22 protein-coding genes and 1 pseudogene are annotated in these 24558 nt (G+C 61.5%); 14 read left to right on the forward strand and 9 right to left on the reverse strand.

Features of this window, described 5'->3' with window-relative positions; genetic code table 11:
• Positions 1 to 58: 58 nt before the first annotated feature.
• From uxuA to V7773_RS10965, 6 genes are all read right to left on the reverse strand, one after another.
• Positions 59 to 1246, reverse strand: a complete 1188-nt coding sequence (gene uxuA / locus V7773_RS10940) for a mannonate dehydratase (RefSeq protein WP_336073368.1) — start codon at positions 1244 to 1246, stop codon at positions 59 to 61.
• Positions 1247 to 1262: 16 nt separating this feature from the next.
• Positions 1263 to 2720, reverse strand: a complete 1458-nt coding sequence (locus tag V7773_RS10945; protein ID WP_336073369.1) for a mannitol dehydrogenase family protein — start codon at positions 2718 to 2720, stop codon at positions 1263 to 1265.
• Between the two features lie 17 nt (positions 2721 to 2737).
• On the reverse strand, positions 2738 to 4030 hold the full coding sequence (locus V7773_RS10950) for an MFS transporter (RefSeq protein WP_336073370.1): 1293 nt from the start codon (positions 4028 to 4030) through the stop codon (positions 2738 to 2740).
• 78 nt (positions 4031 to 4108) lie between these two features.
• The gene (locus V7773_RS10955; protein ID WP_336073371.1) at positions 4109 to 5140 is read right to left on the reverse strand and encodes a Zn-dependent oxidoreductase; all 1032 of its coding nucleotides are present in this window, start codon (positions 5138 to 5140) and stop codon (positions 4109 to 4111) included.
• Between the two features lie 54 nt (positions 5141 to 5194).
• Positions 5195 to 6406 carry a D-mannonate dehydratase ManD gene (gene manD, locus V7773_RS10960; protein ID WP_181286460.1) on the reverse strand — a complete coding sequence of 404 codons (1212 nt, stop codon included), beginning with the start codon at positions 6404 to 6406 and terminating at the stop codon, positions 5195 to 5197.
• A gap of 4 nt (positions 6407 to 6410) precedes the next feature.
• Positions 6411 to 7412, reverse strand: coding sequence for a sugar kinase (locus tag V7773_RS10965; RefSeq protein WP_336073491.1), 1002 nt, complete (start codon positions 7410 to 7412; stop codon positions 6411 to 6413).
• A gap of 153 nt (positions 7413 to 7565) precedes the next feature.
• Between V7773_RS10965 and kdgR the strand changes: the two genes are divergently transcribed.
• The gene (kdgR, locus tag V7773_RS10970; protein WP_336073372.1) at positions 7566 to 8348 is read left to right on the forward strand and encodes a DNA-binding transcriptional regulator KdgR; all 783 of its coding nucleotides are present in this window, start codon (positions 7566 to 7568) and stop codon (positions 8346 to 8348) included.
• Between the two features lie 218 nt (positions 8349 to 8566).
• On the opposite strand, the gene V7773_RS10975 is transcribed toward kdgR, so the two are convergent.
• Positions 8567 to 10123 carry a carbohydrate porin gene (locus V7773_RS10975; RefSeq protein ID WP_336073373.1) on the reverse strand — a complete coding sequence of 519 codons (1557 nt, stop codon included), beginning with the start codon at positions 10121 to 10123 and terminating at the stop codon, positions 8567 to 8569.
• A 170-nt stretch (positions 10124 to 10293) separates the two neighbouring features.
• On the opposite strand from V7773_RS10975, the gene V7773_RS10980 reads away from it, so the two are divergent.
• The 6 genes from V7773_RS10980 to V7773_RS11005 all read left to right on the forward strand — a co-directional run bounded on the left by V7773_RS10980 (position 10294) and on the right by V7773_RS11005 (position 17138).
• A complete protein-coding gene (locus V7773_RS10980; RefSeq protein ID WP_336073375.1) occupies positions 10294 to 11568 on the forward strand; it encodes an ABC transporter substrate-binding protein in 1275 nt (424 codons plus the stop codon).
• Positions 11569 to 11589: 21 nt separating this feature from the next.
• A complete protein-coding gene (locus tag V7773_RS10985; protein ID WP_063321669.1) occupies positions 11590 to 12555 on the forward strand; it encodes a carbohydrate ABC transporter permease in 966 nt (321 codons plus the stop codon).
• Positions 12552 to 13394 (forward strand): carbohydrate ABC transporter permease, encoded by an 843-nt coding sequence (locus V7773_RS10990; RefSeq protein ID WP_063321670.1) that lies wholly within the window; start codon positions 12552 to 12554, stop codon positions 13392 to 13394. Before V7773_RS10985 ends, V7773_RS10990 begins: the two co-directional genes overlap by 4 nt.
• Before the next feature lie 31 nt (positions 13395 to 13425).
• Entirely contained in the window at positions 13426 to 14571 is a 1146-nt protein-coding gene (locus V7773_RS10995; protein ID WP_336073378.1) for an ABC transporter ATP-binding protein, read from the forward strand.
• Entirely contained in the window at positions 14568 to 16070 is a 1503-nt protein-coding gene (locus V7773_RS11000) for a glycoside hydrolase family 32 protein (RefSeq protein WP_336073379.1), read from the forward strand. The genes V7773_RS10995 and V7773_RS11000 overlap by 4 nt, the downstream gene beginning before the upstream one ends.
• Positions 16071 to 16145: 75 nt before the next feature.
• A complete protein-coding gene (locus V7773_RS11005) occupies positions 16146 to 17138 on the forward strand; it encodes a LacI family DNA-binding transcriptional regulator (RefSeq protein WP_092221797.1) in 993 nt (330 codons plus the stop codon).
• A gap of 143 nt (positions 17139 to 17281) precedes the next feature.
• On the opposite strand, the gene V7773_RS11010 is transcribed toward V7773_RS11005, so the two are convergent.
• Positions 17282 to 17869, reverse strand: a complete 588-nt coding sequence (locus tag V7773_RS11010; RefSeq protein ID WP_336073380.1) for a TetR/AcrR family transcriptional regulator — start codon at positions 17867 to 17869, stop codon at positions 17282 to 17284.
• 168 nt (positions 17870 to 18037) lie between these two features.
• On the opposite strand from V7773_RS11010, the gene V7773_RS11015 reads away from it, so the two are divergent.
• From V7773_RS11015 to V7773_RS11035, 5 genes are all read left to right on the forward strand, one after another.
• On the forward strand, positions 18038 to 19132 hold the full coding sequence (locus V7773_RS11015) for an alkene reductase (RefSeq protein WP_092461715.1): 1095 nt from the start codon (positions 18038 to 18040) through the stop codon (positions 19130 to 19132).
• Between the two features lie 76 nt (positions 19133 to 19208).
• Positions 19209 to 19997 carry an SDR family NAD(P)-dependent oxidoreductase gene (locus V7773_RS11020; RefSeq protein ID WP_092142068.1) on the forward strand — a complete coding sequence of 263 codons (789 nt, stop codon included), beginning with the start codon at positions 19209 to 19211 and terminating at the stop codon, positions 19995 to 19997.
• Positions 19998 to 20096: 99 nt separating this feature from the next.
• The gene (locus tag V7773_RS11025) at positions 20097 to 21113 is read left to right on the forward strand and encodes an NADP-dependent oxidoreductase (RefSeq protein ID WP_336073381.1); all 1017 of its coding nucleotides are present in this window, start codon (positions 20097 to 20099) and stop codon (positions 21111 to 21113) included.
• Between the two features lie 155 nt (positions 21114 to 21268).
• Entirely contained in the window at positions 21269 to 21439 is a 171-nt protein-coding gene (locus tag V7773_RS11030) for a hypothetical protein (RefSeq protein WP_170861994.1), read from the forward strand.
• Between the two features lie 141 nt (positions 21440 to 21580).
• Complete coding sequence (locus tag V7773_RS11035; RefSeq protein WP_092142074.1) at positions 21581 to 22816, forward strand: DUF2599 domain-containing protein; 1236 nt, start codon at positions 21581 to 21583, stop codon at positions 22814 to 22816.
• A 78-nt stretch (positions 22817 to 22894) separates the two neighbouring features.
• Here V7773_RS11035 and V7773_RS11040 read toward each other — a convergent pair whose 3' ends face one another.
• Positions 22895 to 23143 (reverse strand): hypothetical protein, encoded by a 249-nt coding sequence (locus tag V7773_RS11040; RefSeq protein ID WP_063321679.1) that lies wholly within the window; start codon positions 23141 to 23143, stop codon positions 22895 to 22897.
• Positions 23144 to 23161: 18 nt separating this feature from the next.
• Between V7773_RS11040 and V7773_RS11045 the strand changes: the two are divergent.
• Together V7773_RS11045 and V7773_RS11050 are read left to right on the forward strand one after the other, a co-directional pair.
• Positions 23162 to 23272 (forward strand): annotated as a pseudogene (locus tag V7773_RS11045) (rhizopine-binding protein); the annotation flags it as partial.
• A gap of 116 nt (positions 23273 to 23388) precedes the next feature.
• Positions 23389 to 24558 carry an efflux RND transporter periplasmic adaptor subunit gene (locus V7773_RS11050; RefSeq protein ID WP_336073382.1) on the forward strand — a complete coding sequence of 390 codons (1170 nt, stop codon included), beginning with the start codon at positions 23389 to 23391 and terminating at the stop codon, positions 24556 to 24558.

Genomic DNA, 24558 nt, shown 5'->3' on the forward strand with positions numbered 1-24558 from the left:
CGATCAATACCAGCGGTTTGGCTTTTGTGGCGAGGGAGCTTGCTCCCTCACCACGGGGTCAGTGCGATACTTGACTCAGTTGTTGGCGTACCGCCAGTTCCACGCCGCGGATTTCGGCCAGGCCCTTGAGGCGGCCGATCAGTGAGTAGCCGGGATTGCTTTTGCGCTGTTGATCGTCCAGCAGTTGATGCCCGTGGTCGGGACGCAGCGGCAAGCGCGGGCCGCCTTCGCGCTCACGCCGGCACTCTTCAGCCACCAGGGCAGCGATGACCCCGACCATGTCGACATCACCGTCCAGGTGATGGGCTTCATGGAAGCTGCGTGGGTCGGTTTCCCGGCGGGTTGAGCGCAGGTGGGTGAAGTAGATGAACGGCGCAAAGTGCTTGGCCATCGCCACCAGGTCGTTGTCTTCACGCACGCCATAGGAGCCGGTGCAGAACGTCAGGCCATTGGCCGGGCTTGGAGCCGCGTCCAGCAGCCACTGGGCGTCTTCGGCAGTGGAGAGGATGCGTGGCAAGCCGAGCAACGCCCGGGGCGGGTCGTCCGGGTGGATCGCCATGCGCACACCCACCTCCTCTGCCACCGGGATCACCGCGCGCAAGAAATACCCCAGGTGTTCACGCAACCTGGCCTCGTCGATGTCGGCGTAGGTACGCAGCAAGTCACGCAGGTTGTCCAGACTGTAATGCTCCTCGGCACCGGGCAAGCCAGCAATCAGGGTATTGACCAAGGTTTCACGCCGGGCCGGCGTCAGTTGTTCGAAATAGGCCTTGGCCTGCTGGATGTCCTCGGCGCTGTATTCGCTCTGCGCGCCTGGGCGCTGAAGGATGAACAGGTCGAAGGCGGCAAACGCGGTTTGATCGAAACGCAAGGCCCAGCCGCCATCCGCCAGCTCAAAAGACAAATCGGTTCGGGTCCAGTCCAGCACCGGCATGAAGTTGTAGCAGACGATATCGATGCCGCAGCTCGCCAGGTTGCGCACGCTTTGCTGGTAGTTGGCGATGTACTCGTCACGCCGCCCGCAGCCGCGCTTGATGTCTTCGTGCACCGGAATGCTTTCCACCACTGACCAGCTCAGGCCGGCCGCTTCGATCATCTGCTTGCGCGCCGCAATGGCGTCTACCGGCCATACCTGGCCATTGGGAATCTCGTGCAGCGCGGTGACGATGCCGGTCGCACCGGTCTGGCGAATGTCCGCCAGGGAAATCGAATCTTTGGGGCCAAACCAACGCCATGTCTGTTCCATGTTCTTCTCCTTTTTATCAGTTGGATGCGGTAAGGGTATGCAACAGGCTATCCACGCCATCGCGCGTCAGGGCGCCGTAGGCGCGGTGCACCGCGTCGCGAAATACTGCGCGAGCCGAGAGCTGCGGTGGGAAGACTTCGTACAGGTCGAGAACGGCGTCTACCCGCGATGCGCCCTCGAATCGTCCCGCAAGATCGGCAAGGGTTGCGCTCAGTGGGTCGTCGACCACATGCGCCGGACGACCAGGCAACGGCTGCGTGCAGTAGTGGATCCATGCCGCGATCCCCAGCGCCGTACAGTCGATGCCGCGCCCCTGGTCGAGCAATTGCTGCGCGCCAAGCAACCAGCGTTGCGGCAGCTTCTGCGAGCCGTCCATGGCGATCTGACGCAAGCGATGTTGCAAGCTGTCGTTGGCAAAGCGCACCCGCAGGTCGTGGGCATACACCGAAAGATCGATACCGGCCGGCATGTCCAGGGTGGGTGCGGCTTCCTCGGCCATGTAACGCTCGATGAGGCGCGCCAGCTTCACGTCGCGGACAGCCTCGAAGACCGACTCATGGCCGGCCAGCAACCCCACGTAGGCCAGCAATGAATGGCTGCCATTGAGCATGCGCAGCTTCATGGTTTCAAAGGGGCGTACATCGTCGACCATCTGCACGCCCTCCACTTCCCAGTCCGGGCGGCCGAGGGGAAAGTGATCCTCGATCACCCACTGGCTGAAACGTTCACAGACCACTGCCGCACGGTCGTGGCAGTCCAGTTGTTGCTCCAGTCGACGGAAGGACTCGTCGTCCATGGCCGGCACGATGCGATCGACCATGCAACTGGGAAACGCCACCTGTTGCTCGACCCAATGCGCCAACGCCTCATCCTGCAACGCCGCCAAGGCACTGACCGCCTGGCGGGTGCGCTGGCCGTTGTCAGGCATGTTGTCGCAGCACAACACGGTGAAGGCCGGGATGCCTGCCGCGCGACGGCGACGCAAGGCCTCAAGGACAATGCCGGGGGCCGAGCGCGGCGTTTGTGGATGCGCGATGTCATGGGCAATCGTCGGATCTTCGCGGCGCAACTGCCCGGAGGAAGGGCTCAGGCAGTAGCCTTTTTCGGTGACGGTGAGCGTGACGATGCGCGTTTGCGGCGCGGCCATGCGCTGCAGCAACTGCTCCAGCTCATCACCACCCTCGCCCACATACAAGGCCTGGCGCAGCACCCCGATTTCACGCAGCGTCACTTGCTCGCGGTCGCGGTACTCGGCCACATGGTAGCGGCCGTCCTGCTCGCGCAATTGCTCGACCAAGGTGCGGTTGGAGCGCAGGTTGGCACTGCATAATCCCCAGTCACTTTCGCCATGGCGATTGAGGTGGCGTTGCAGGTAGACCGCCTGGTGCGCGCGATGAAACGCGCCCAGGCCCAGGTGCACGATACCGATCTGCGTCGCAGTGCCGGTGCAAGGTACACGTTTCACAACAGGCATCGACTCACTCCTTCTGTTCAGGAACGGCCCAGGGCCGAAACGGGCTGCGGGCTCTGTGCCGCCGCGTTGCCGGTATCCGCCACCGACAGCGGTTTAACGTAGCGCGCCACACACACGGCACCGATCACAGTCAGCAGCCCCGCCAGCAGGAATGCACTGGTGAACGAACCGGTGAACTGCACCAGGAACCCCGTCAGGGTCGGGCCGACAATGCCCGAGGTGTTCGCCAGGAAGTGCATGAAACCGCTGACGCCGCCCACCCGCGCCGCCGGAACGGTGTCCTGGATGATCGCCCAGTAGATGGCGCCAGTGAGGTACAGGAAGAACACCGCCAAGGCGACGAGGATGACCGCCGGATACAGGGTCTTGACCATCCCGGCACAGGCGATGCAAACGGCGCAGGCCAGCAGGCAGGTCACCAGCACCACTTTGCGGGAGAACATCATCTTTCCGGTTTTCTTGAACACGAAGTCGGAGATGAAACCGCCCAAGGCCAGGCCGAGGAAACCCAGCACCCAGGGAATGACCGTGGCGATGCTCATGTCCTTGACGTTCAAGCCGTGGGCCATGGTCAGGTAGCTGGGGAACCAGGTCAGGAAGAAGAACAAGGTGTAGTTATAGGAAAAAAACGCCAAGGAGGTGAACAGCACCGTCGGCTGCTTGAGGTAGAACCGCAAAGGGAACACCGGTTGTGCCGCCAGCTCGCTCTGCCCCTCGGCTCGGAGAATATCTTCGGCGCCCTCGCCTTCGGGCCGTTCCTTGACGAACTTGAACCACACCGCCGCCCAGATCAGGCCGATCAGCATGATGATAATGAACGAGATTTTCCAACCGTAGGTGACGGCGATAAAGCCCACCACCGGACCGGAAATCGCCCCGCCCAGCGGCGTGCCGGACATCGACGTACCAAGCGCCCGCGCCCTGTGCTTGGGGGCGTACCAGTTGTTCACCATTTTACTGGTGGTCACGCTCAGCGGTCCTTCGCCCATGCCGAACAGGATCCGGATGAGCACCAGCGAGGCGAAGCCCACCGTCAACACGGTGAGGCCGCTGAACAGCGACCACAGGACCATGGCCAGCAGCAACGTGGTCTTGGCGCCGTAACGGTCAGCGGCCCAGCCACCGATGAAGTTGAAGGCCGCATAGCCGACGAAAAAACTGCTGAAGATCATGCCCATCTCACCCGTACTCAGACCGTAGTCCTTCTGGATGAAAGGTGCCGCCACAGACAATGCTGATCGGTCGAGGTAATTGATGACCCCGGCCAGGAACAGCATGATGATGATTAAGCTACGTCCTTGACCAAACATGGTGGAACCTCCCGCTTGTTGTGTTTATTCGGTGAGGGTGCCCATGACAGGCACGATGAAGCCGGTGGTGCCGACAGCTCAGGGATGGGCGTTCGTCAGTTCCACCAGCACTTTTCGGGTTTGCTCGGGATGTTTTTCGATCAGGTCGATGGCGCCGGGCATTTCGTCGAAGCTGACGCGATGGCTGATCAGGTCCTGGACCCGCAACTTGCCACTGGCGATCAGTTCGATCACCCGCGGGAACTTGCGGTTATTGAGCCGCGAGCCCACCAACGTGAGTTCCTTCTTGATCATTTCCAACTGCACCAGATCACTGGGCGTGGCATTGAAGCCCAGCAACCCGATGCGTCCGGCCGGCGAAGCCAGGCGCACCATCTGCGGCATGAGTGCTGGAATGCAGGCGGCATCGACAATCAACGGCACGCCTTCACCCTGAGTCAATTCACGCATCGTGGTCTCGACGTCGACTTGCTGGCCGTTGAGGGTTCGGCTGGCGCCCAGGGCACGCGCCGTCTCCAGGCGGCTGTCGATGACATCGGTCACGGTGATGTCGGTCAATCCCAGCGCCCGGGCCATCTGCACCAGGGTCAGGCCGATCACCCCGGCGCCATAGATCAGCACGCTGTCGCCCGGATGGGGCTGCATCCGATCGAGCACGTTCAGGGCAATGGAATACGGCTCGACCAGGGCGCCGTGGCTGAGGGACATCGAATCGGGCAAGCGGTGGGCATTCTCGGCCGGTACGCAGACCTGCTCGCTGAAGCCACCGTCGCGGTGCACGCCGATCACTTGCAGCCGGGTGCAGACATTCGGTCGGCCAATCCGACAGGGGTAACAGGTGCCGCAACTGATCACCGGATCGACGCACACCCGGTCACCCACTTGCAGGTGTTCGACGCCCTCGCCGACTTGCCGGACTACGCCGGAAAACTCATGGCCGGTGACACGGGGGAAACGCACGAATGCGTTCTGCCCATGAATGATGTGCATGTCCGAGCCACAGATGCCGGCGTAAGCCACATCGACCTGGACCTCGCCATGGGCGAGCTGGGGCCGGTCGACCTGGGCCAGCCCGAACTCGAAGGGTGCTCTTACCTGGAACGCTTTCATCGGGTCACTCCTGACGGGACATTCGCCCCGTTTGCTCAAAGGGTTAAAACCGTTTCACCAATGCCACAACGTGCCATCTTCAAGACGGTTGACCGGCAGGCTGGCGCGCTTGTACGGGTATTGCCGGGCAAGGTCTTCATCAATGTCGACGCCATGCCCCGGGGTTTCGCCCGGCGTGAAGTGGCCGTCCTCGAAGCGATAGGCATGAGGGAAGACTTCATCAATGCGGTCTTCGTGAGGCATGTGTTCCTGAATGCCGAAGTTGGGCACCCAGGTATCGAAATGCAGGGCCGCGCCCATGCACACCGGCGACAGGTCGGTGGCGCCGTGAAAACCCGTGCGCACCTGGAACAGCGCGGCAAAATCGGCAATACGGCGCACATGGGTAATGCCGCCGGCATGCACCAGCGTCGTGCGGATGTAGTCGATCAATTGTTCCTGGATCAACTCGCGGCAGTCATGGATGGAGTTGAACACCTCGCCAACGGCCAACGGCGTGGTGGTGTGCTGGCGGATCAGGCGAAAGCTCTGCTGGTTTTCGGCCGGCGTGCAGTCTTCAAGCCAGAACAGGTTGTACGGCTCCACGGCCTTGCCCAGGCGCCCCGCTTCGATCGGCGTGAGGCGGTGGTGCACGTCGTGGAGAATATGCAGGTCGTCGCCAAAGCGTTCGCGCACGGCGGCGAACAGCTTGGGGACGTAGTTGAGGTATTTGGCGGTGTCCCAGACGTGTTCGGCGGGCAGGTCGCTGTCGGCCGGTTCATAACGCTCACCGCTGCGCTTGGCGACGCCGTAGGTGGTGGCAATGCCGGGCACGCCGCATTGCACCCGCACGGCTTTGTAGCCCAGCTCGACGTGACGGGCGACTTCGTCCAGGCACCCTTCGATGTCCTTGCCGGTGGCGTGCCCATAGACCATCACCCGCTCGCGGCTCCTGCCACCGAGCAACTGGTACAACGGCATGTTCGCAGCCTTGGCCTTGATATCCCAGAGCGCCACGTCGACGGCGGCAATGGCGGTCATGGTCACCGGCCCCCGGCGCCAGTACGCACCGCGATACAGGTACTGCCAGATATCCTCGATGCGGTGGGCATCCCGGCCGATCAACGCAGGCAGTACGTGTTCCTCCAGATAAGCGACCACCGCCAGTTCGCGGCCATTCAACGTCGCATCGCCAATGCCATAGAGGCCTTCATCGGTGACGATTTTCAAGGTGACCAGGTTACGACCCGGGCAGGTCACGATGACGCGCGCTTCAACAATTTTCATAAAGTCAGACCTGTGCAACAGAAGGGAGTGAGGACGTGCCCATGTTCGGCATCGCCGCTTGGGGAATCAGCGCCCCCCGGTACTGGACGACCTGGGCAGCCAGGCGATGGCCCCAGCGGGCGGCTTGCTCTGGATCGCCGCCGCGCAGGCGGCAGGCCAGGTAGGCGGCGTTGAACGAATCACCGGCAGCGGTGGTGTCGATGACATGGGTAACGATTTGCGCGGGTACTTCGAAACGCCCTGTCGGGCACTGGATCAAGCAACTGGCGGCACCGCGCTTGAGGGCCACTTCGCGTATTCCCGCCTGGGCGTAGGCATTGAACAAGGCCTCCGCGTCGCGATAGCCGAACAGGGTCGCGTCATCTTCCCAAGTGACCAGGGCCAGGTCGGTCAGCTGCAACAGATCGCGGTAGGCCTGCCGCGCGGTTTCAGGATCGGGCCAGAGGTGGGGTCGGTAGTTGTTGTCGAAAACGATGCGCGTGCCGGCTCGGCGCGCCAAGTGCAAGGCCTGGATCAGGCGTTGGCGCCCTTCTGGCGTGAGGATCGCCAGGCTAATGCCGCTCAGGTAGACGTAGTCGTAATCGGCCAGTGCAGCGAGCATGGCCTCTGCCTCGGGGCCCTCGAACATGCGCCGCGCCGCCGCTTCCCCGCGCCAATAAAGGAAACGCCGCTCGCCGTGGGGATCGGTCTGGATGAAATACAGCCCCGGCAGCGCGTCTTCGATCACGCGGACATGGGCATCACCAATCCCTTCGCCCAGCCAGGACCGGCGCATGGCAAGGCTGAACGCGTCGCTGCCCACGGCCGTCATGTAGTCCACGGCCACTGCGCCAGGCAAATTCAATCGGGCCAGGTAGACCGCAGTGTTGAGCGTATCGCCACCGAAGGTCTGCATGATCGCGGCGCCCGGTTCACCGCGCATCTCGATCATGCATTCCCCCACCAACGCCACCTTCAGCGGGCGGCGGAAGCGGGTTTGCGGGCCATGGTTAAGCATTACATCCATAATCAGCGCGCCTTTCTTGTTTTTAAAACGGCGTTTCATTTTTATCTCAAGGCCCGAGTCTAGTCAGATTTGCCGCCTCGTCAAGTAAAAATGAAACAGCGTTTTGTTCTGCTTGCGTATATCCTTGGGTTTTACTTTCACGTTGGAGCCTTCATGGACAACAGCGTTATTCCCAACAACGATCTGGTGTCGGCGGTGGGCCGGACCATGGCCGTACTCGAGGCCCTGGCCGAGCATCCGGAAGAAAGCGGCGTCTCGGAAATCGCCACCAAACTGGACATGTCCAAGGCCACGGTTTATCGCTTTTTGCAGTCGCTCAAGGCCCGTGGGTATGTGGTACAGGACGCCGAGGATCGCTATCGCCTCAGCGTCCGGCTGTTCGAACTGGGCGCCCAGGCCCTGCCCCACCTGGACATCGTCCGGGAAGCGGAGCCGGGCATGCGGCGGATCAACGAGCTGACCGGCGAGACCGTCCACCTGGGGATTCTCGACGAAGGCAGCATCGTCTACGTGCACAAGATCGACTCCAAGTACAACCTGCGCATGTACTCGCGGATCGGCCGGCGGGCGCCGTTGTACTGCACCGGTATCGGCAAGGTGCTGATGGCCTGGCTTGAAGAAGAGGAGTTGCTGGCGCACTTGGCACAGGAAAGCTTCGAGCGTCGCACGGCCAATACCTTGACCAGTGCCCAAGCGTATCTGCAGGAACTGGAGACCGTTCGCCAGCAAGGCTATGCCGAGGACCATGAAGAGTTCGAGGACAACATGCGTTGTCTCGCGGCACCGATCCGCGACCGTTTTGGCCATGTGATCGGCGGGATGAGCGTTTCATTTCCGTGCTTTCGCTTCAGGGAAGAGTTGAAGCAGGACTACGTCAAGCAACTGATGCAAGCCACCCAACAGATCTCAAGTCAGTTGGGCTGGCATGCGCGCTAATCGCAAAAGCGGTGGCGAGGGAGCTTGCTCCCGCTCGGCTGCGAAGCAGTCGTGAACCGGTGGGTGCGGTGTGTCTGATGCTCCGCACTTGGCAGGTTTTGGGGCCGCTTCGCGACCCAGCGGGAGCAAGCTCCCTCGCCACAGGTCCATCGTTTTTCCTGAGTGAACCGGATGACCTGTGGGAGCGGGCTTGCTCCACACGTTTCAACTGACTGGCATCAGAACCAGGTTTCCATCTGGATGCCGTACTGCCAGACACCGCCGGCGTTGAAGTCAGTCTTGCCGAAGGAGTCCGTGGTGCTGTACCTGTCCAGGTCCGACGACCAGTTCATGACGCTGGCGAACAGGCGCAGCTCAGGACGCGTGAGCAGATCGCCCAGGTCGGGCTTGAAGGTCGGGGCGACCGTGAATTTCCAGAAGTTGCCGTCAACCGCATTGCGTTGCAGGTAGCCCTTGGGGTCCAGCTTCATGGTTTGCCAGCTCATCTCGTAGGCCATCTCGAAATTGCTGTTGATTTCATTGGCCAACCGCACGTTCAGGGTCATCCAACGGTAATCGTCGCCCTTGACGTAGCGGTCCTTGCTTTGCTCAGCCAGCAGGCTCGGGCCAATGCGCCAGTCGGACGCCAAGGGCGTTTCGCCGTACAGCGCCAGGCGCACAGCGCGGGCGTCGTCGATCAGTTCGCCATCCGAGCCAACGTTCTTGACCTCGGCCCCCAACCCCTGCCCATAGAGCAGCGCCGTCTTGAAGAAGCCTTCGCGGCCGAAAAAGTTTTTCTGGTGATTGGCGATCATGCTGTGCAAGCCGGAATCGGCCGGCGTCAGCCCCGCTTCGTTGGTGCGGGTAGCAAAGTCGTTTTTCTTCGAGCCGATGGCGTTGAACATCCACTGCCACTGCCCACCGTCGAAAAACTGGTTGGACGTCAGGATGTAACTTTCCACATCGGCATTGACGCCGCCCTCACTGAAATCGCCGTAGTTGCGACCGATCAATGAGTAGTTCGAGCGCCAGTTCTTGCTCATCTGTATATCGTAGATACCGCCACCGGTGCCGGCCAGATAGATAACGTCGGAGTCCAGCCAGTGGATGTCGAAATTGTCCCTGTCGAAGCGCTTGCCGGCCCACAGGGTGGAGTTTTCGAACATCGAGTTGCCCTTGAATGCCGCGAGGTGATCGAGTTCAGTAAACACCTGGCGCACGTTCAGGTTGCTTTCATCGGCGGTCCAGTCGTTGGAGCTCTCCACACCATCGGCGATGGAAACCGTGAACTTGGAGTGGGTGCCGTTCTGCGCGTACTGCTCTTTCGACAGGTCGATGCGCATGTAGGTGTCGTCTTCGTTGCCGAGTCGCCCGACCGCGCCACCCACAGAACCGGCCGGAGTGGTGTACGGACCGCCACGACCACCGCCCAATCCATCATTGATCAGCAGCCCGGAGCGGGCGTAGCCCTTGAAGCTGAAGCCGTCGGTAAGGTGTGCGCCACTGCCCTGTTTCTGCGTGCTTTGCTGGCTGGCTTCGAGTTTTGCCAGGCGAGCGTCGAGCGTGGGGACCGTAGCGGCGGATGCCACCGGTTGCACGGCGGGCGTGGCGAGTTTGAGTTGCTGCAACTCCCTGGCGAGTGCCTGGGTTTGCTGTTCGGCGGCGGCTGCGCGTTTTTCCGCTGCGCTGGCACGGGCCTCGAAAGCGGCCATTCGCTCTTCCAGAGTCGCGGCCTGAGACGTGGTCGCCGCGGCGCCGAGCACGCCTGCGAGTAGCCAGCTTGATGCTTTCTGCATGTGGATTTTCCCTGTTTTGTTTTTATTGTTCTGTTGCCGCGACCGGCCTTTTTCGCCCAGGTTCTGAATTGTCAAACCAAAGGAAAAAAAGGATGCCTCATCGCAAATACACTGCTACATTTGGCGATGTTAACGTTAACTTTTCTAAAAACAAAAATAAAGAGGGCTTTATGAAACAGCTCAAATCGATCCTTCCAGCGGCACTGCTCGGCCTGTGCGTCGGGTTTCCATCCCTCTCCACAGCCGCCAGCCTGACGATTTCCTGCGGTGCCGTGGGTGCTGAATTGCAACTGTGCAAGGAGGCCGTCGAGGCGTGGTCGAAGCAGACCGGCAACAGCGTCGAAGTGGTTTCCACGCCTAACTCGGCGACCGAGCGGTTGTCGTTCTACCAACAGATCCTCAGTGCGCAATCCAGCGACATCGACATCATCCAGATCGACATGGTGTGGCCGGGAATGCTGGCCAAGCACTTGATGGACCTGCGCGAGGTGCTTCCCGCCAACGCAACCCAGGGTTACTTCCAGGCCCAGGTGGACAACGCTACGGTGAACGGGCGCCTGGTGACCATGCCGTGGTTCACGGACTCGGGGTTGCTGTATTACCGCAAGGACCTGCTCGAGAAGTACAACAAGCCCGTGCCCCAGACCTGGGAAGAAATGACCACGACTGCCAGGGCTGTCCAGCAGGCCGAACGCGCTGCCGGGAACGCCAATGCCTGGGGTTATGTATTCCAAGGGCGCGCCTACGAAGGCCTGACGTGTAACGCACTGGAATGGATCAGCAGCCAGCCGCAAGGCGGGCTGGTCAATCAGCAAGGCGACATCGTGGTCAACAGCCAGGCCTCAAGGGCCGCATTGACCCTGGCCAAAAGCTGGGTGGGAGACATCTCCCCGCGTGGCGTACTCAATTACACCGAGGAAGAAGGACGCGGCGTCTTCCAGTCGGGCAATGCGTTGTTCATGCGTAACTGGCCTTATGTCTGGGCCCTGGTGCAAAGCCAGGACAGCGTCGTGAAGGACAAGGTCGGCGTCGCTCCCCTGCCCCGCGGCGGCGAGACGGGCACCCATGCGTCCACCCTCGGCGGCTGGGGCCTGGCGGTGTCGCGCTACAGCGCCAACCCCAAGCTCGCCGCAGAACTGGTGAGCTACCTGAGCAGCGCCCAACAACAGAAACACCGCGCCCTGGTGGGTGCCTACAACCCGGTGATCGAGTCGCTATACCAGGATCCCGAGTTGCTCGCGGCCATGCCGTACTACAGCCAACTGCGCAGCATCCTCAATGATGGGGTCATGCGCCCTGCTTCAATCACCGCCGACCGCTATCCACGGGTCTCCAATGCTTTCTTCGATCAAGTGCACGGCGTGCTGGCAGACGAACGGCCGGTCGATCAGGCGTTGGCCGAACTGGAAAGCGAACTCACGCGCATCAAACGCCGGAACTGGTAAGCCACAAGGAAGGAAATCACCATGTCTGTCTCCACTACACTCGCCCCCGGCGACGACGAGTACCTGCTCAATCGGGAAACGCCGGTACAACGCCGTCGCGTTCGCGCCGCCTGGCTGTTCCTGAGCCCGATGTTGCTATGCCTGGCCCTGGTGGCGGCCTGGCCGCTGCTGCGCACATTCTGGTTCAGCCTGACCGACGCCAGCCTGGCCGACACGGGCGATGCAACCTTTGTCGGCTTGAGCAATTATCTGTTTCACAGCAGCGCGGGCTGGTCCGGCATCCTGGTCGATCCGCAGTGGTGGAACGCGGTGCGCAACACCCTGCATTTCACCGTGGTGTCAGTGGGATTGGAAATCGTACTGGGGCTGATGGTGGCGTTGCTGCTGAACGTCAAGTTCACTGGACGCGCGCTGGTGCGGGCGTTGATCCTGATCCCCTGGGCAATCCCGACCATCGTCTCGGCGAAAATCTGGTCATGGATGCTCAACGACCAGTTCGGCATCATCAATCACCTGATGCTCGGCCTCGGCCTGATCGATGCGCCACTGGCCTGGACAGCCGACGCGGACCTGTCGATGTGGGCAGTGATCATCGTCGACGTCTGGAAGACCGTGCCTTTCGTCACGCTGCTGATGTTGGCGGCCTTGCAGATGTTGCCCAGCGACTGCTACGAAGCCGCCAGGGTCGATGGCATTCACCCGGTGAAAGTGTTCTGGTGGGTCACCCTGCCACTGCTGATGCCGGCATTGCTGGTGGCGGCGATCTTTCGCATCCTCGATTCCTTGCGGGTGTTCGACGTCATCTATGTGCTGACCTCGAACTCATCGAGCACCATGAGCATGTCGGTCTATGCCCGTCAGCACCTGGTGGAATTCCAGGACGTCGGTTACGGCAGCGCCGCTTCGACCTTGCTGTTTCTGGTCGTGGCGGTAATCGCCATGGCGTACCTGTACCTCGGACGCCGTCAGCTGGAGGTTCGTTCATGAGCCCGCGCCTGCTGAAAAAGGCCCTGCTGCGCGCCGGGTTCTGGTGCCTGATCGGGATCTTGCTGCTGTACGCGGTCTTCCCGTTCTACTACGCCATCGTGACGTCGCTGAAGCCGTCCAGCGCCTTGTTCCAGGTGAGCTACTGGATCGACAACCCCGACTTCTCCAACTATGCCGCCGTGCTGGGCCAGGCCTCGTTCCTGCGGGCCATCGGCAACTCGCTGGTGGTTGCGCTGTGCGTGGTCGCGCTGGCGTTGCTCCTCAGCCTGACCGCCGCCTATGCCCTGGGCCGGGTGAAGTTTCGCGGACGCGGCGTGGTGTTGATGATGGTCCTGGGCGTCTCGATGTTTCCACAAGTCGCGGTGCTGTCGGGATTGTTCGAAGTGATACGTGCCCTGGGCCTGTACAACACGTCCTGGGCGTTGATCCTGAGCTACACGATCTTCACTTTGCCCTTCACCGTCTGGGTGCTGACCACCTTTATGGGACAGCTGCCTCATGAGCTGGAAGAGGCCGCGATCATGGACGGTGCGTCACCCTGGGTCACGCTGACCCGCGTGCTGTTGCCGTTGCTCTGGCCGGCACTGGTCACCACGGGGCTTCTGGCCTTCATTGCCGCCTGGAACGAATTCCTGTTTGCCCTGACCTTCACCCTGACCGACTCGCAACGCACGGTCCCGGTCGCCATCGCGCTGATTTCCGGCGGCAGCCCTCATGAATTGCCTTGGGGCTTGTTGATGGCGGCGTCGGTGCTGGTCACGGTCCCATTGGTGATTCTGGTGCTGATCTTCCAGCGCCGCATCGTTTCCGGCCTCACTGCCGGTGCGTTAAAGGGTTGAGGCCCAACACAGACAAGAAAGGAACAGCATCGTGATCAAGTTGAAGCTGGACAACGTGAACAAGCAATTGGGCGGCGCACGCATTCTTCGCGACGTCAGCCTGGAAATCTCGGCGGGTGAATTCGTGGTTTTCGTCGGCCCTTCGGGCTGCGGAAAGTCAACCTTGCTGCGGCTGATCGCCGGGCTGGATTCGATCTGTGACGGCGACCTGCTGATCGACGGACGCCGGGTCAATGACCTGGAACCGCGCGAGCGTGGCGTCGGCATGGTGTTCCAGTCCTATGCGCTGTACCCGCACATGAGCGTCTACGACAACATCAGCTTTGGCCTCAAACTGGCCAAGACCGAAAAAACCAGCCTGCGCGAGCGAGTACTGAAAACCGCGCAAATCCTGCAGTTGGACAAACTGCTGCAGCGCAAGCCACGGGAACTGTCGGGTGGACAGCGCCAGCGGGTGGCCATGGGTCGGGCCATGGCGCGGGAACCGGACATCCTGTTGTTCGACGAGCCATTGTCCAACCTCGACGCCTCCCTGCGCGTGCAGATGCGCAACGAAATCGCTCGGCTGCATGGGCGACTGGGCTCGACCATGATCTACGTGACCCACGACCAGGTTGAAGCGATGACCCTGGCCGACCAGATTGTCGTGCTCAATGGCGGCCGCATCGAGCAGGTCGGCTCGCCACGCGAACTCTATGAGCACCCGGCCAGCCGCTTTGTCGCCGGTTTCCTCGGTTCGCCCAAGATGAACTTTCTGCCGGCGCGCCTGCACTCCCCAGGTGAAACCAGCCAGATCGACAGCCCTTTATTGGGCATGACGCCCCTTCCCTTCGACAGCGCCCACCTAGCGGCGGGCAGTCCGCTGACCCTGGGGATTCGCCCGGAACACATGTCGCTCAAAGCGGCGCAAGGCAGCGCCGGGGTCGGCGTGGTCGGGGTCGAATACCTGGGCAGCGAAACCTACGTGCACCTGGAGTCAGGCGAGGATGAACCGTTGATCTGTCGCTGCGAAGTCAACGCCGGATGGCGAGTGGGCGATCGGGTTGACCTGCAACTGGCGTTCGGCAGCGTGCATCTGTTCGACGCGGATGGCACGGCCTTGAGACGCCATCCTGCTGTTATTGAAGTCCTCCCGGAGGACGTCCCGCAGCGCTCGCCAAAAGCAGGCGCCCTATGACTGTATCTGTGAATGCCATGAACGCCCCCATGCCCTCCCCCCTTGAACATGCGCAGCAGGCGCTGAGTGAAGGTCAGTCTCGTCTCATCGGCGATTATCGACCGGACTATCATCTGGCGCCTGTCGCAGGTTGGATGAACGACCCTAACGGGGTGGTGTTTTTCCGTGGCGAGTATCACGTGTTCTACCAACACCACCCTTTCGATGCCAAATGGGGTCCGATGTATTGGGGGCACGCCAAGAGCACCGACCTGGTCCATTGGCAGCATCTGCCCCTCGCCCTGGCGCCAGGCGATGACTTCGACCGCCACGGCTGTTTTTCCGGTAGCGCGGTGGTGTGTGGCGACACCTTGGCGCTGATCTACACCGGACACACCTGGCTGGGAGAAGTGGGCGACGAACGCTTTATCCGCCAGGTCCAGTGCCTGGCCACCAGTGACGACGGCATCCGGTTCGTCAAGCATGGCGCCATCATCGAAAACGCGCCGCAAGAAGCGATCATGCACTTTCGCGACCCCAAGGTCTGGCGGGAGGATGGCTATTGGTACCTGATTGCCGGCGCGCGCCTGGGCGACAAGCCGCTGCTGCCGCTGTACCGCTCCACCGACCTGCACACCTGGGACTTCCTCGACTACGTGTCCAGTGGCAATGAGGGCGATGGCTACATGTGGGAATGTCCGGACCTGTTTCGCCTCAACGGCTGTGACGTGCTGCTTTACTCCCCCCAGGGGATGAAACCCGAAGGTTACGAACGCCTCAACAAGTACCAGACCGGTTATCGCATTGGCCGGCTCGACAGCGAATGGCACTTCACCGGCGGGCCGTTCATCGAACTGGATAACGGTCACGATTTCTATGCCGCGCAAACCTTGGAGACCGCCGATGGTCGGCGCCTGGTGTGGGCTTGGCTGGACATGTGGGAAAGCCCGATGCCGAGCCAGGCCCATCACTGGTGCGGCATGCTCGGTTTACCCCGCGAGCTTGAACTGCAGGGCGATCGCCTTGGCGTGTTTCCGGCACGGGAACTGACCGCGCTGCGCCAGGCGCCGCTGCCGAGCGTCGCGCCGTGGGGCGAATCGGGCAGCCGTTGGGTGCCACAAGTGAAGGGCGATAGGCTCGAAATCCATGTGCACCTGGATCTGCTCGACTGCACCGAAGGCCGCCTGGGCATCGCCTTGCGCTGCAGTGCCGATGAGCAGGAACAAACCCTGCTTTATTACGACGCGTCACTGCAACGCCTGGTACTCGATCGCAGCCGCTCGGGTGCGCAAGTGAACGGTCAGCGCAGCGTGTCGATCGAGCCTTCGCAAACACAACTGCACCTGCGGGTATTCCTCGATCGCTCGTCCATCGAGGTGTTCGAGGAAAACGGCCGCTTCAGCTTCAGCAGCCGCCTCTATCCGCGGCCCGACAGCCTCGGGGTGAAACTATTGGCGAACGGGACTGGCGGGCGCGTCGCCATTCCCAAGGCGTGGCCGCTGGACTCGGGTTGGCTGTGAGTACCGTCATTCGAGTCGCGAGAAGCCCAGGGCCTGTGTCATGATTCTGCGTCAACCTGACTGGCCGCACTTCGCATGACTTCCGTGAAAGACGTTGCACAACTGGCCGGCGTATCCCTGATGACGGTTTCGCGCGCGCTCAACACGCCGGAAAAACTGAGCCCCGAAACCCTTCAGCGGGTACGTCGCGCCATTGATGAACTGCAATTCGTACCGAGCCTGTCGGCGCGCAGGATGCGCGGCGACAACCTGCAGGCGCGCACCATCGGTGTGTTCGCACTGGACACCGCGACCACGCCGTTTGCCGTCGAGTTGCTGCTGTCCATCGAACAGACCGCGCAGCAGGCAGGCTGGAACGTCTTCATCCTTAACCTGTTGAGCAACCCGCCCACCGACCAGAACATCGACCTGATGCTGTCGCACCGCCCCGACGGGTTGATCTTCAGTGCCATGGGATTGCGCCAGGTGAGCATTCCCGAACGACTCAAGAGCAAACCGCTGGTGCTCGCCAATTGCCTGGCCGATGACAGCCACTTGGTCAGTTATGTGCCGGATGATGAAGCCGGGCAGCATCGAGCCATGCAGCATGCGTTGAGCCAAGGCTATCGGCGCCCGCTGTGTATCAATTTGCCGAGGAAGAGTCTTGCCTGGGGCCTGCGTCAACAAGGCCTGAAACGCGCCTGTCAGGCCGTCGGGCTGGCACCTGAAGCACTCCTGCAGTACGACCTGTCCGATCACGACGCCTATGATGAAACCGCCGCCATTCTCGACCGGCATATCGTTGACGGCCGTCCGCAATTCGACATCCTGGTCTGCGGCAACGACCGCATTGCCTTTTGCGCCTATCAGTTGTTGCTGGGGCGCGGCCTGAAAATTCCCGACGATGTCGCAGTGCTCGGCTATGACAACATGATCGGCATCGCCGAACTGTTCATGCCGCCACTGACCACGGTACAACTGCCGTACTACGAGATCGGGCGCCAGGCGGCCCGGCACCTGATCGAGAACCTCGAGGTGTCGGGCGCCCAGCCGGTGGATTGCCCCCTGGTGGTCAGGGCGTCGCTATAAGACCGCCGACAAACCCGTGGCGAGGGAGCTTGCTCCCGCTTGAGTGCAAAGCACTCACAAAAAGGGCCGCTTCGCAGCCCAGCGGGAGCAAGCTCCCTCGCCACGGGTGCACCGTTTTTCTTAAGTGAACAGCATTTTGATCACTAAGGCTGCTTCGCGGGCGACGACGGCAGCGCCGCGATGATCCGGGTGCGGCACACCTCGAGGATTTCATCGGCCAGCGCGGAATCGTCCGGGCAGGCCCGTGACAACACGATCGCACCGACGGCATGCGCCAACATGTCGAGCATTTTTGCCCTGATCGCTTCCTGCGGCGCGTCTTGCCCGGCCTCGTACCGGCTTTCGAGCGCGGCCAGCATGTCTTCGATGCCGTTGGCAAAGGTAGCCTTCAGCTCGGGCGATTGACGGGCAGCATCGCCACACAGTGCCGCCATGGTGCAACCGCTACCCCGGCCGTCACGGTGGTCCCTGGACACGTAAAGATCGACGAAACCAGCTACGTCGATGCCTGCATTGTCGGTCAGCGACTGCGCAAGGCTATTCGCCGCCGCTTCGGCCATCAGGTCGGCCTTGGAGCCGAAATGCTTGTAGAACCCGCCATGGGTGAAGCCGGCGGCCGCCATCAGGTCCGCCACACCCACACCGTCAAAGCCTCGCTCGCGAAACAAGACAGACGCCGTCTCGACGATGTGCTCCCGATTTGCCTGGGCCTGGGCCTTGGTCACCCTCATTTTTCACTCCCTCGTGCTGCTCGAATTCATGCCCACATCATACATAGATGTCGAGCATAATCAAATTCGTTGACATCTTAGATTTCGATCATCATCCTAATGAAAAGCGCGCTCACCTCGCCAGGCTGCACGCGCTCCCTTTATCCAAACCTACGGAAACAAGACGTCATGACCGACCAGATCCTGTTCACACCCTACACGTTGGGTGATCTCACGCTTTCCAACCGAGTGGTCCTGGCGCCGCTGACACGTAACCGTGCGGGGCAAGGTTTTGTGCCCAGCGAGTTCGCTGCCACTTACTACAGCCAGAGAGCGTCGGCAGGCCTGTTGATCTCCGAGGCGTCGCAGATCTCCCAGCAAGGCCAGGGCTATCAGGACACCCCCGGGATCTACACCCAGGCCCAGATCGACGGCTGGCGCACGGTCACCGATGCCGTGCATGCCAAAGGCGGGCGGATTTTCCTGCAACTGTGGCATGTCGGCCGCGTTTCCCACGTCGACCTGCAAGCGAATGGTGCAGCGCCAGTGGCCCCCTCTGCTCTGCGTCCGGCGACCAAGGTATTCGTCAACAATCGTTTCGAAGACGTTTCCGAACCGCGAGCGCTGGACATCAGCGAGTTGCCCGGGATCGTCAACGATTTTCGCCAGGCGGCGGCGAACGCCATCGCCGCGGGATTTGACGGCGTAGAGATCCACGGTGCGAACGGCTACCTGTTGGACCAGTTCATCAAGGACGGCGCCAACATGCGCACCGATGCCTACGGCGGCTCGATTGAAAATCGTGCTCGCCTGCTGCTGGAAGTGACGGCGGCAGTGGTGGACGAAGTCGGCGCCAGCCGCACCGGCCTGCGTATTTCGCCGGTCTCGCCGGCCAATGGTGTGTCCAGCAGCGCGCCACAAGCCCAGTTCGACTACCTGATCGACCAGCTCAACACCCTCGACATCGTTTACCTGCATGTGGTCGAAGGCGCGACCGGTGGGCCGCGCGACGTTGCGCCCTTCGACTTTGGTGCCTTGCGCCAGCGCTTCAAAAACACCTACATCGCCAACAACGGCTACGACCTGGACCTGGCGACCTCACGACTCATCGAAGACAAGGCTGACCTGATCGCCTTCGGCCGGCCGTTCATCGGCAATCCGGACCTGGTGGAGCGGCTCAGGACCGGCTCGCCTTTGTCGGCGTTCAATCCCGCTACCCTCTACGGTGGTGGTGCGACGGGCTACATCGACTATCCAACGCTCGCTGAATCCAGCGCGCAGTAACACTGGCCAGACCCGACTGCGCGCCTGAATAACAGCGCGCGACTCGCTCATCGATACCTTGAAGAAGAGAATCTCCATGGACACTCGCACAACTGTTCTCATCACTGGCGCCTCCACCGGTATTGGCGCTGTCTATGCTCAACGCTTTGCGCAACGTGGACACGATCTCGTCCTGGTGGCCCGCGACAGCGCGCGCCTGGAAGCGCTGGCCGCCAAGCTGCGCAGCGAACACAACGTTACCGTCGATATTCTCCAGGCCGACCTGACCCAGCTCGGCGACCTGACAACCGTCGAAGCCCGGCTGCGCGACGACGCCAACATCGGCATCCTGGTCAATAACGCCGGCGCCGCCCAATCCGGGACCTTCATTGAACAGTCGACCGACAGTGTCGCGCACCTCGTGTCGCTCAATACCACCGCGCTGGTCCGGCTGGCCAGCGCCATCGCCCCACGCCTGGTCGAAGCGGGTGACGGCGCGATCATCAACATCGGCTCCGTCGTCGGCCTGGCACCGGAGTTCGGTATGTCGGTCTACGGCGCGACCAAGGCGTTCGTGCTGTTTCTCTCCCAGGGACTCAGCCTGGAACTCTCCCCGAAAGGCGTCTACGTACAAGCCGTCCTGCCAGCGGCCACCCGCACTGAGATCTGGGAACGCGCGGGTATCGATATCAACACCTTGAATGAAATCATGGAAGTCGGTGATCTGGTCGATGCCGCGCTGGTCGGTTTTGATCGTCGCGAGCCGGTGACCATCCCGCCCTTGCATGAAGAAGCACGCTGGGATGCCTTGCAGGCCGCACGTCAAGGCCTGCTCGGGCAAATCCGGCAGTCCCATGTCGCCGAACGCTATCAAGACCCGGCGTGATCATCGTTTAGCAGGTGCCGGCGCGAAGGACAGCGCCGGTATTTCCGGATGCCGGGCCAAGTGATCACTGCACTGCATCCCTTATGAGAGCAAAGCACCATGAAAGCATTTTTAATCGACCGCTACGGCAAGCACAGTGGTCGTATCGGCGAGCTACCGGCCCCTGACGTGGGTGACCACGACGTTCTGGTCCGCGTGCAGGCTGCCAGCGTCAACTTGCTGGATTCAAAGATCAGCAAAGGCGAATTCAAGCTGATCCTGCCCTACTCCTTTCCCTTGGCATTGGGTCATGACTTGGCCGGGGTCGTGGTCCGCGTGGGATCCCGTGTCGAGCAATTCAAGCCGGGCGATGAAGTCTATGCCCGCGCCCCGGACGGGCACATCGGCACCTTCGCCGAGCAGATTTCAGTGAACGAAAATGCCCTGGCCGTGAAACCGGCAAACATCAGCTTGGAAGAAGCCGCCGCCCTGCCCTTGGTCGCCCTGACCGCCTGGCAGGTACTGGTTGAAACCGCCCGGCTGAAGAAAGGCCAAAAGGTCTTCATCCAGGCCGGTTCAGGTGGCGTCGGCACCGTCGCCATCCAGCTTGCCAAGCACCTCGGCGCCTTCGTTGCGACCAGCACCAGCACCCCCAATGTACCGTGGGTCAAGGCCCTGGGCGCAGACGTTGTCATCGATTACAAGCAGCAGGATTTCGCCAGCGTCCTGCAGGACTATGACATCGTGTTGAACAGCCTGGGCGCCGATGAGCTGGAGAAATCGCTGAAGATCCTGAAACCAGGCGGCCAACTCATTTCCATCTCCGGCCCCCCCACCCCACAGTTCGCCCAGGCCCAGGGACTTTCCTGGGTGCTGAGACTGATCATGGGCCTGTTGAGCAGCGGTATACGCCGCAAGGCCCACCGAAAGGGAGTGAGCTACGCCTTCGTGTACATGCGTGCCAATGGTCCTCAGCTGCGGGAGATCACCACCCTCGTCGAGTCCGGCAGCATCAAGCCGGTGCTTGACCGATCCTTCCCCTTCGACGCGACAGCCGATGCCCTGAGCTATGTCGAACAAGGACGATCGAAGGGTAAGGTCGTCATCAAGATCCACTCGGGAATGGCCGATGAGTGAAAGCGTATCGGCGCCGCAGAGTCTGGCGCACATTGATGCTTGAGCAATGAGGAGCGTCAGGCCGGTACCACCTGAAGAAAAAGCGCTGATTTGACCTGTGGGAATCGGTTGACTACCTTGAAACTCACCCATCTCGTTCGACAAGGAGTGTCGACATGCGCGCAACTGCTCGTGCGTTTTTTAACCTGCCCCTGGCATTCCATACGGTAGCTGCCCAGTCGCCGCATGATCCGCTGAAGCCCCGCATCAACCCCAACTACAACATCCTCAAGGACGCGCACCAGGAACTCGATGCGGCGGCTGGTTGCCATTCGCTCTCGCGTTGAGTCGCCCTCGCCCATAACACTGCCAATGCCCGCGACAGGCTCAATGAAAGCCGCCGGCCGGCATCACGAACCCTGCTGTTTTCTCTTTCCCGGCATGGAATGCCGCGCCGGCTACCGGCTCCAACACAAGGAAGTCACGTCATGAAGACACGTTTGAAAAGAATCACGCCTTTGCTCGTCCTCCCGTTGTTCTGGCAAACGACAGCGGCCAATGCCGAGTCGTGCGAAGAGACGCTGAAACGGGTGGAAGGTTTGTATAACAACACCGTCGACAGTTGCCGGCAGGACCCGGCCTCGGATTGTTCGGGGTTGCTGATCAGGGGCACCCACCGCGCCAACCCGGCGAAGGGCGAGAAATGGGATGTCTGGAACCCGAGCCCGAAAGCGAAAGAACTGGGTACCTTTGCCGCCTCCTGGATGCGGGTCGATGGCATCAGCTATGAAGATCCTGGCATGAGCACCCAGAACGGCTACATCATCACACCGATCGACCAGGTACGCGAACCGGAAACCCCGGTGCACATCTACTGCGCATTTCCGAACGATGCCTGGACCGACTTTCGCGATGACCGAGGCTGCGGCAACAACAAAAACACCGCCCAGACAGAGGCTGTCTGCCAGGCCATGGCGCCGCCTATCCTCAACGCCAATGCCTGGGTCGCGCATTTCACCCGGTTCAACAACGACAGGAAGCAAGACCAGTTGCAATGTGGATTCAATATGCGCAACCCCATGAGCAGCCGGGAACGGGTCGACGCGTTTCGAAACTTCATGGGTGCCCGGAAAGTCATCAATACCCGCGAATTTCAAACCCAGACCGAACTGCGCCTGGGGAACCCGAAAGACGATGCATTGCCGATCCTGGCGTTTTTCTACAGCGATCAACGGGGCTTGAACGATGCCCTGGCCAACCAACGGGACTACAAGGACAAGACCGGCAAGGATCGCAACATCATCAAGATCGACTTCCCCAGGACGCCGGGCAGCAAGGCCACGTTCTCCTGCACCCGAACCACGCCGCCCACGCAACAATTCTGTGAACGCTACATCGAATCCAGCACTTGGGTCCGCCGCCCTGATCCCAAGCTTGGGCCCGATACCTGGTCGCTCCAGGTCGTGCCCACGGCCTGCGGCCGTGCGATCAAGGATGACCAGACCGACAGGATGTTTGCCGAGCTGTACAACAAGCACAAAGACGACGGGCAATGGCGGCAGTACAGCGTCTATGGCGGATCCATCCGCCGGCAACTAGTGTGTCATCTGGCGGCCACCTTCGATGGCAAACCCGTCAGGAACAAGCCCGAGTGGAACCTTGAGCCGGCACGTCCTTACGTCGACCAGGCCAGGGCTGTCGCACAGTACTGCAATCCTTACTGAGGCTTAGGCGGCAAACGAGATCTGCCGATACCCCAGGTAGCGGCGGATCATCGTGCCAGGGCGTTGGCCAGGTCTCGCTTAGAGACTTTCGACCGTCACTATTTCAAAGGGCAACAAGTGCACCTGAGTGCCACCGCCCGACCCGCCCTGAAGATGTTCGACCATCGCCTCGATCATGGCCAGTTCAAGCAGCAATTGGGCGACTTGATGAGGAGATTCGTGCTCCAGGAACAGAATCTCCGGCTCGCCTTTCAAACAGCTTGAATCCGTCGCCGCGAGACGGATGGCCTTGGCCATTTCTTGATAGAACGTTGATACCTGCAGCAAGACGAACGCCAGGCGCCATTGATGGATGCCATCGTCGCCAATAATGACGAAATGGCCATCGGTGCTGCCATGGCCCTGCTGCAATCAGGCAAGGCCAAGGGCGAAATTCCGGTGGTGGGTTTGGACGGGTGAGCCGCGCGCCTCGACAGTCCCCCTTACACAATTTCACACACCCCCTACAAAGCTTCACCCCTGCCATTGACCCCGGTCCGTAGCATTGACGGGTTCATTATTGGGGAAGCACCATGTCCAAGAATCCTTTCATCACACTGGGCCTGCTGGTCGGCGCGCTGCTGCTCAGTGGCTGTGATAGCGCCTCGCCCCCAGACGCCTCCTCCCCGCTGGCAAGCGTGCGTATCGAAACCGTTCAGGCCCGGCCACTGTCGATCAGCAACGAGCTGAGTGGCCGGATCGCCGCGCCGCGGGTAGCCGAAGTGCGGGCGCGGGTGGCCGGGGTCGTCTTGCAACAGGTGTTTCGTGAAGGCCACGACGTCAAACAGGGCGAGCTACTGTTTCGCATCGATCCGGCGCCATTCAAGGCCGACCTGGACAGTGCCGAGGCGGCGTTGCGCAAGGCCGAGGCCAATGCGTTCCAGGCCCGTTTGCAGGCACAACGTTACGCCCAGTTGATCGATGACAAAGCGATCAGTGGCCAGGATTACGACAACGCCCGGGCCAGCGTGCGCCAGACCGCCGCCGATGTCGCTGCCAGCAAGGCCGCGGTGGAACGGGCGAAACTGAACCTGGGGTACGCCACGGTGACCGCGCCGATTTCCGGACGTATCGGTCGCGCCCTGGTGACGGAAGGTGCCTTGGTCGGGCAGAACGAAAGCACGCCGTTGGCGCTGATCCAGCAACTGGACCCGATCCACGCCGACCTCACGCAATCGACCCGCGAACTCAACGACCTGCGCCGCGCCTTTCGCGCAGGGCTCTTGCAAGCGGTCGGCCAGGACCAGGCCAAGGCCACGTTGATTCAGGACGATGGCAGCCCCTATCCGCTGCCCGGCAAATTGCTGTTCACCGACCTCAGCGTCGACCCGAGCACCGGCCAGATCACCCTGCGCAGCGAATTCCCCAACCCCGACCTGGACCTGCTGCCCGGCAGCTTCATTCGCGTGCGCCTGGAACAGGCGGTCAACAGCCAGGGCATCACAGTGCCGCAACGGGCCGTCCTGCGAGACAGCGCCGGGGTTGCCCAGGTACTGCTGCTGGACGCCGAACAGAAGGTCAGCCAGCAACCAGTGCAACTAGGCGCCGCGCAAAACGATCGCTGGGTCGTCACGCAAGGTTTGAAACCCGGCGACCGCATCGTCATCGAAGGCCTGCAACACGCCCGTCCCGGTGAGCAGGTCCAGGTCGATGACACCCCACTTCCCCTCGCCCAGGTTCCCGGGCCACAGGCAGGACACTAA

This window comes from Pseudomonas sp. 3JA, assembly GCF_036961705.1.
In the GTDB taxonomy this organism is placed as follows: domain Bacteria; phylum Pseudomonadota; class Gammaproteobacteria; order Pseudomonadales; family Pseudomonadaceae; genus Aquipseudomonas; species Aquipseudomonas fluorescens_Q.

Bases quoted from the DNA above. Each gene is read 5' to 3' on its own strand.
- V7773_RS10955 (WP_336073371.1), bottom strand. From the start codon at position 5,140: ATGAAAGCGTTCCAGGTAAGAGCACCCTTCGAGTTCGGGCTGGCCCAG.
- V7773_RS10985 (WP_063321669.1), top strand. From the start codon at position 11,590: ATGTCTGTCTCCACTACACTCGCCCCCGGCGACGACGAGTACCTGCTC.
- V7773_RS11030 (WP_170861994.1), top strand. From the start codon at position 21,269: ATGCGCGCAACTGCTCGTGCGTTTTTTAACCTGCCCCTGGCATTCCAT.
- V7773_RS10945 (WP_336073369.1), bottom strand. From the start codon at position 2,720: ATGCCTGTTGTGAAACGTGTACCTTGCACCGGCACTGCGACGCAGATC.
- V7773_RS10965 (WP_336073491.1), bottom strand. From the start codon at position 7,412: ATGGATGTAATGCTTAACCATGGCCCGCAAACCCGCTTCCGCCGCCCG.
- V7773_RS11000 (WP_336073379.1), top strand. From the start codon at position 14,568: ATGACTGTATCTGTGAATGCCATGAACGCCCCCATGCCCTCCCCCCTT.
- V7773_RS10980 (WP_336073375.1), top strand. From the start codon at position 10,294: ATGAAACAGCTCAAATCGATCCTTCCAGCGGCACTGCTCGGCCTGTGC.
- V7773_RS10950 (WP_336073370.1), bottom strand. From the start codon at position 4,030: ATGTTTGGTCAAGGACGTAGCTTAATCATCATCATGCTGTTCCTGGCC.
- V7773_RS11010 (WP_336073380.1), bottom strand. From the start codon at position 17,869: ATGAGGGTGACCAAGGCCCAGGCCCAGGCAAATCGGGAGCACATCGTC.
- V7773_RS11005 (WP_092221797.1), top strand. From the start codon at position 16,146: ATGACTTCCGTGAAAGACGTTGCACAACTGGCCGGCGTATCCCTGATG.
- V7773_RS11025 (WP_336073381.1), top strand. From the start codon at position 20,097: ATGAAAGCATTTTTAATCGACCGCTACGGCAAGCACAGTGGTCGTATC.
- kdgR (WP_336073372.1), top strand. From the start codon at position 7,566: ATGGACAACAGCGTTATTCCCAACAACGATCTGGTGTCGGCGGTGGGC.
- V7773_RS11050 (WP_336073382.1), top strand. From the start codon at position 23,389: ATGTCCAAGAATCCTTTCATCACACTGGGCCTGCTGGTCGGCGCGCTG.
- V7773_RS11020 (WP_092142068.1), top strand. From the start codon at position 19,209: ATGGACACTCGCACAACTGTTCTCATCACTGGCGCCTCCACCGGTATT.
- V7773_RS10990 (WP_063321670.1), top strand. From the start codon at position 12,552: ATGAGCCCGCGCCTGCTGAAAAAGGCCCTGCTGCGCGCCGGGTTCTGG.
- V7773_RS10975 (WP_336073373.1), bottom strand. From the start codon at position 10,123: ATGCAGAAAGCATCAAGCTGGCTACTCGCAGGCGTGCTCGGCGCCGCG.
- manD (WP_181286460.1), bottom strand. From the start codon at position 6,406: ATGAAAATTGTTGAAGCGCGCGTCATCGTGACCTGCCCGGGTCGTAAC.
- V7773_RS11035 (WP_092142074.1), top strand. From the start codon at position 21,581: ATGAAGACACGTTTGAAAAGAATCACGCCTTTGCTCGTCCTCCCGTTG.
- uxuA (WP_336073368.1), bottom strand. From the start codon at position 1,246: ATGGAACAGACATGGCGTTGGTTTGGCCCCAAAGATTCGATTTCCCTG.
- V7773_RS11015 (WP_092461715.1), top strand. From the start codon at position 18,038: ATGACCGACCAGATCCTGTTCACACCCTACACGTTGGGTGATCTCACG.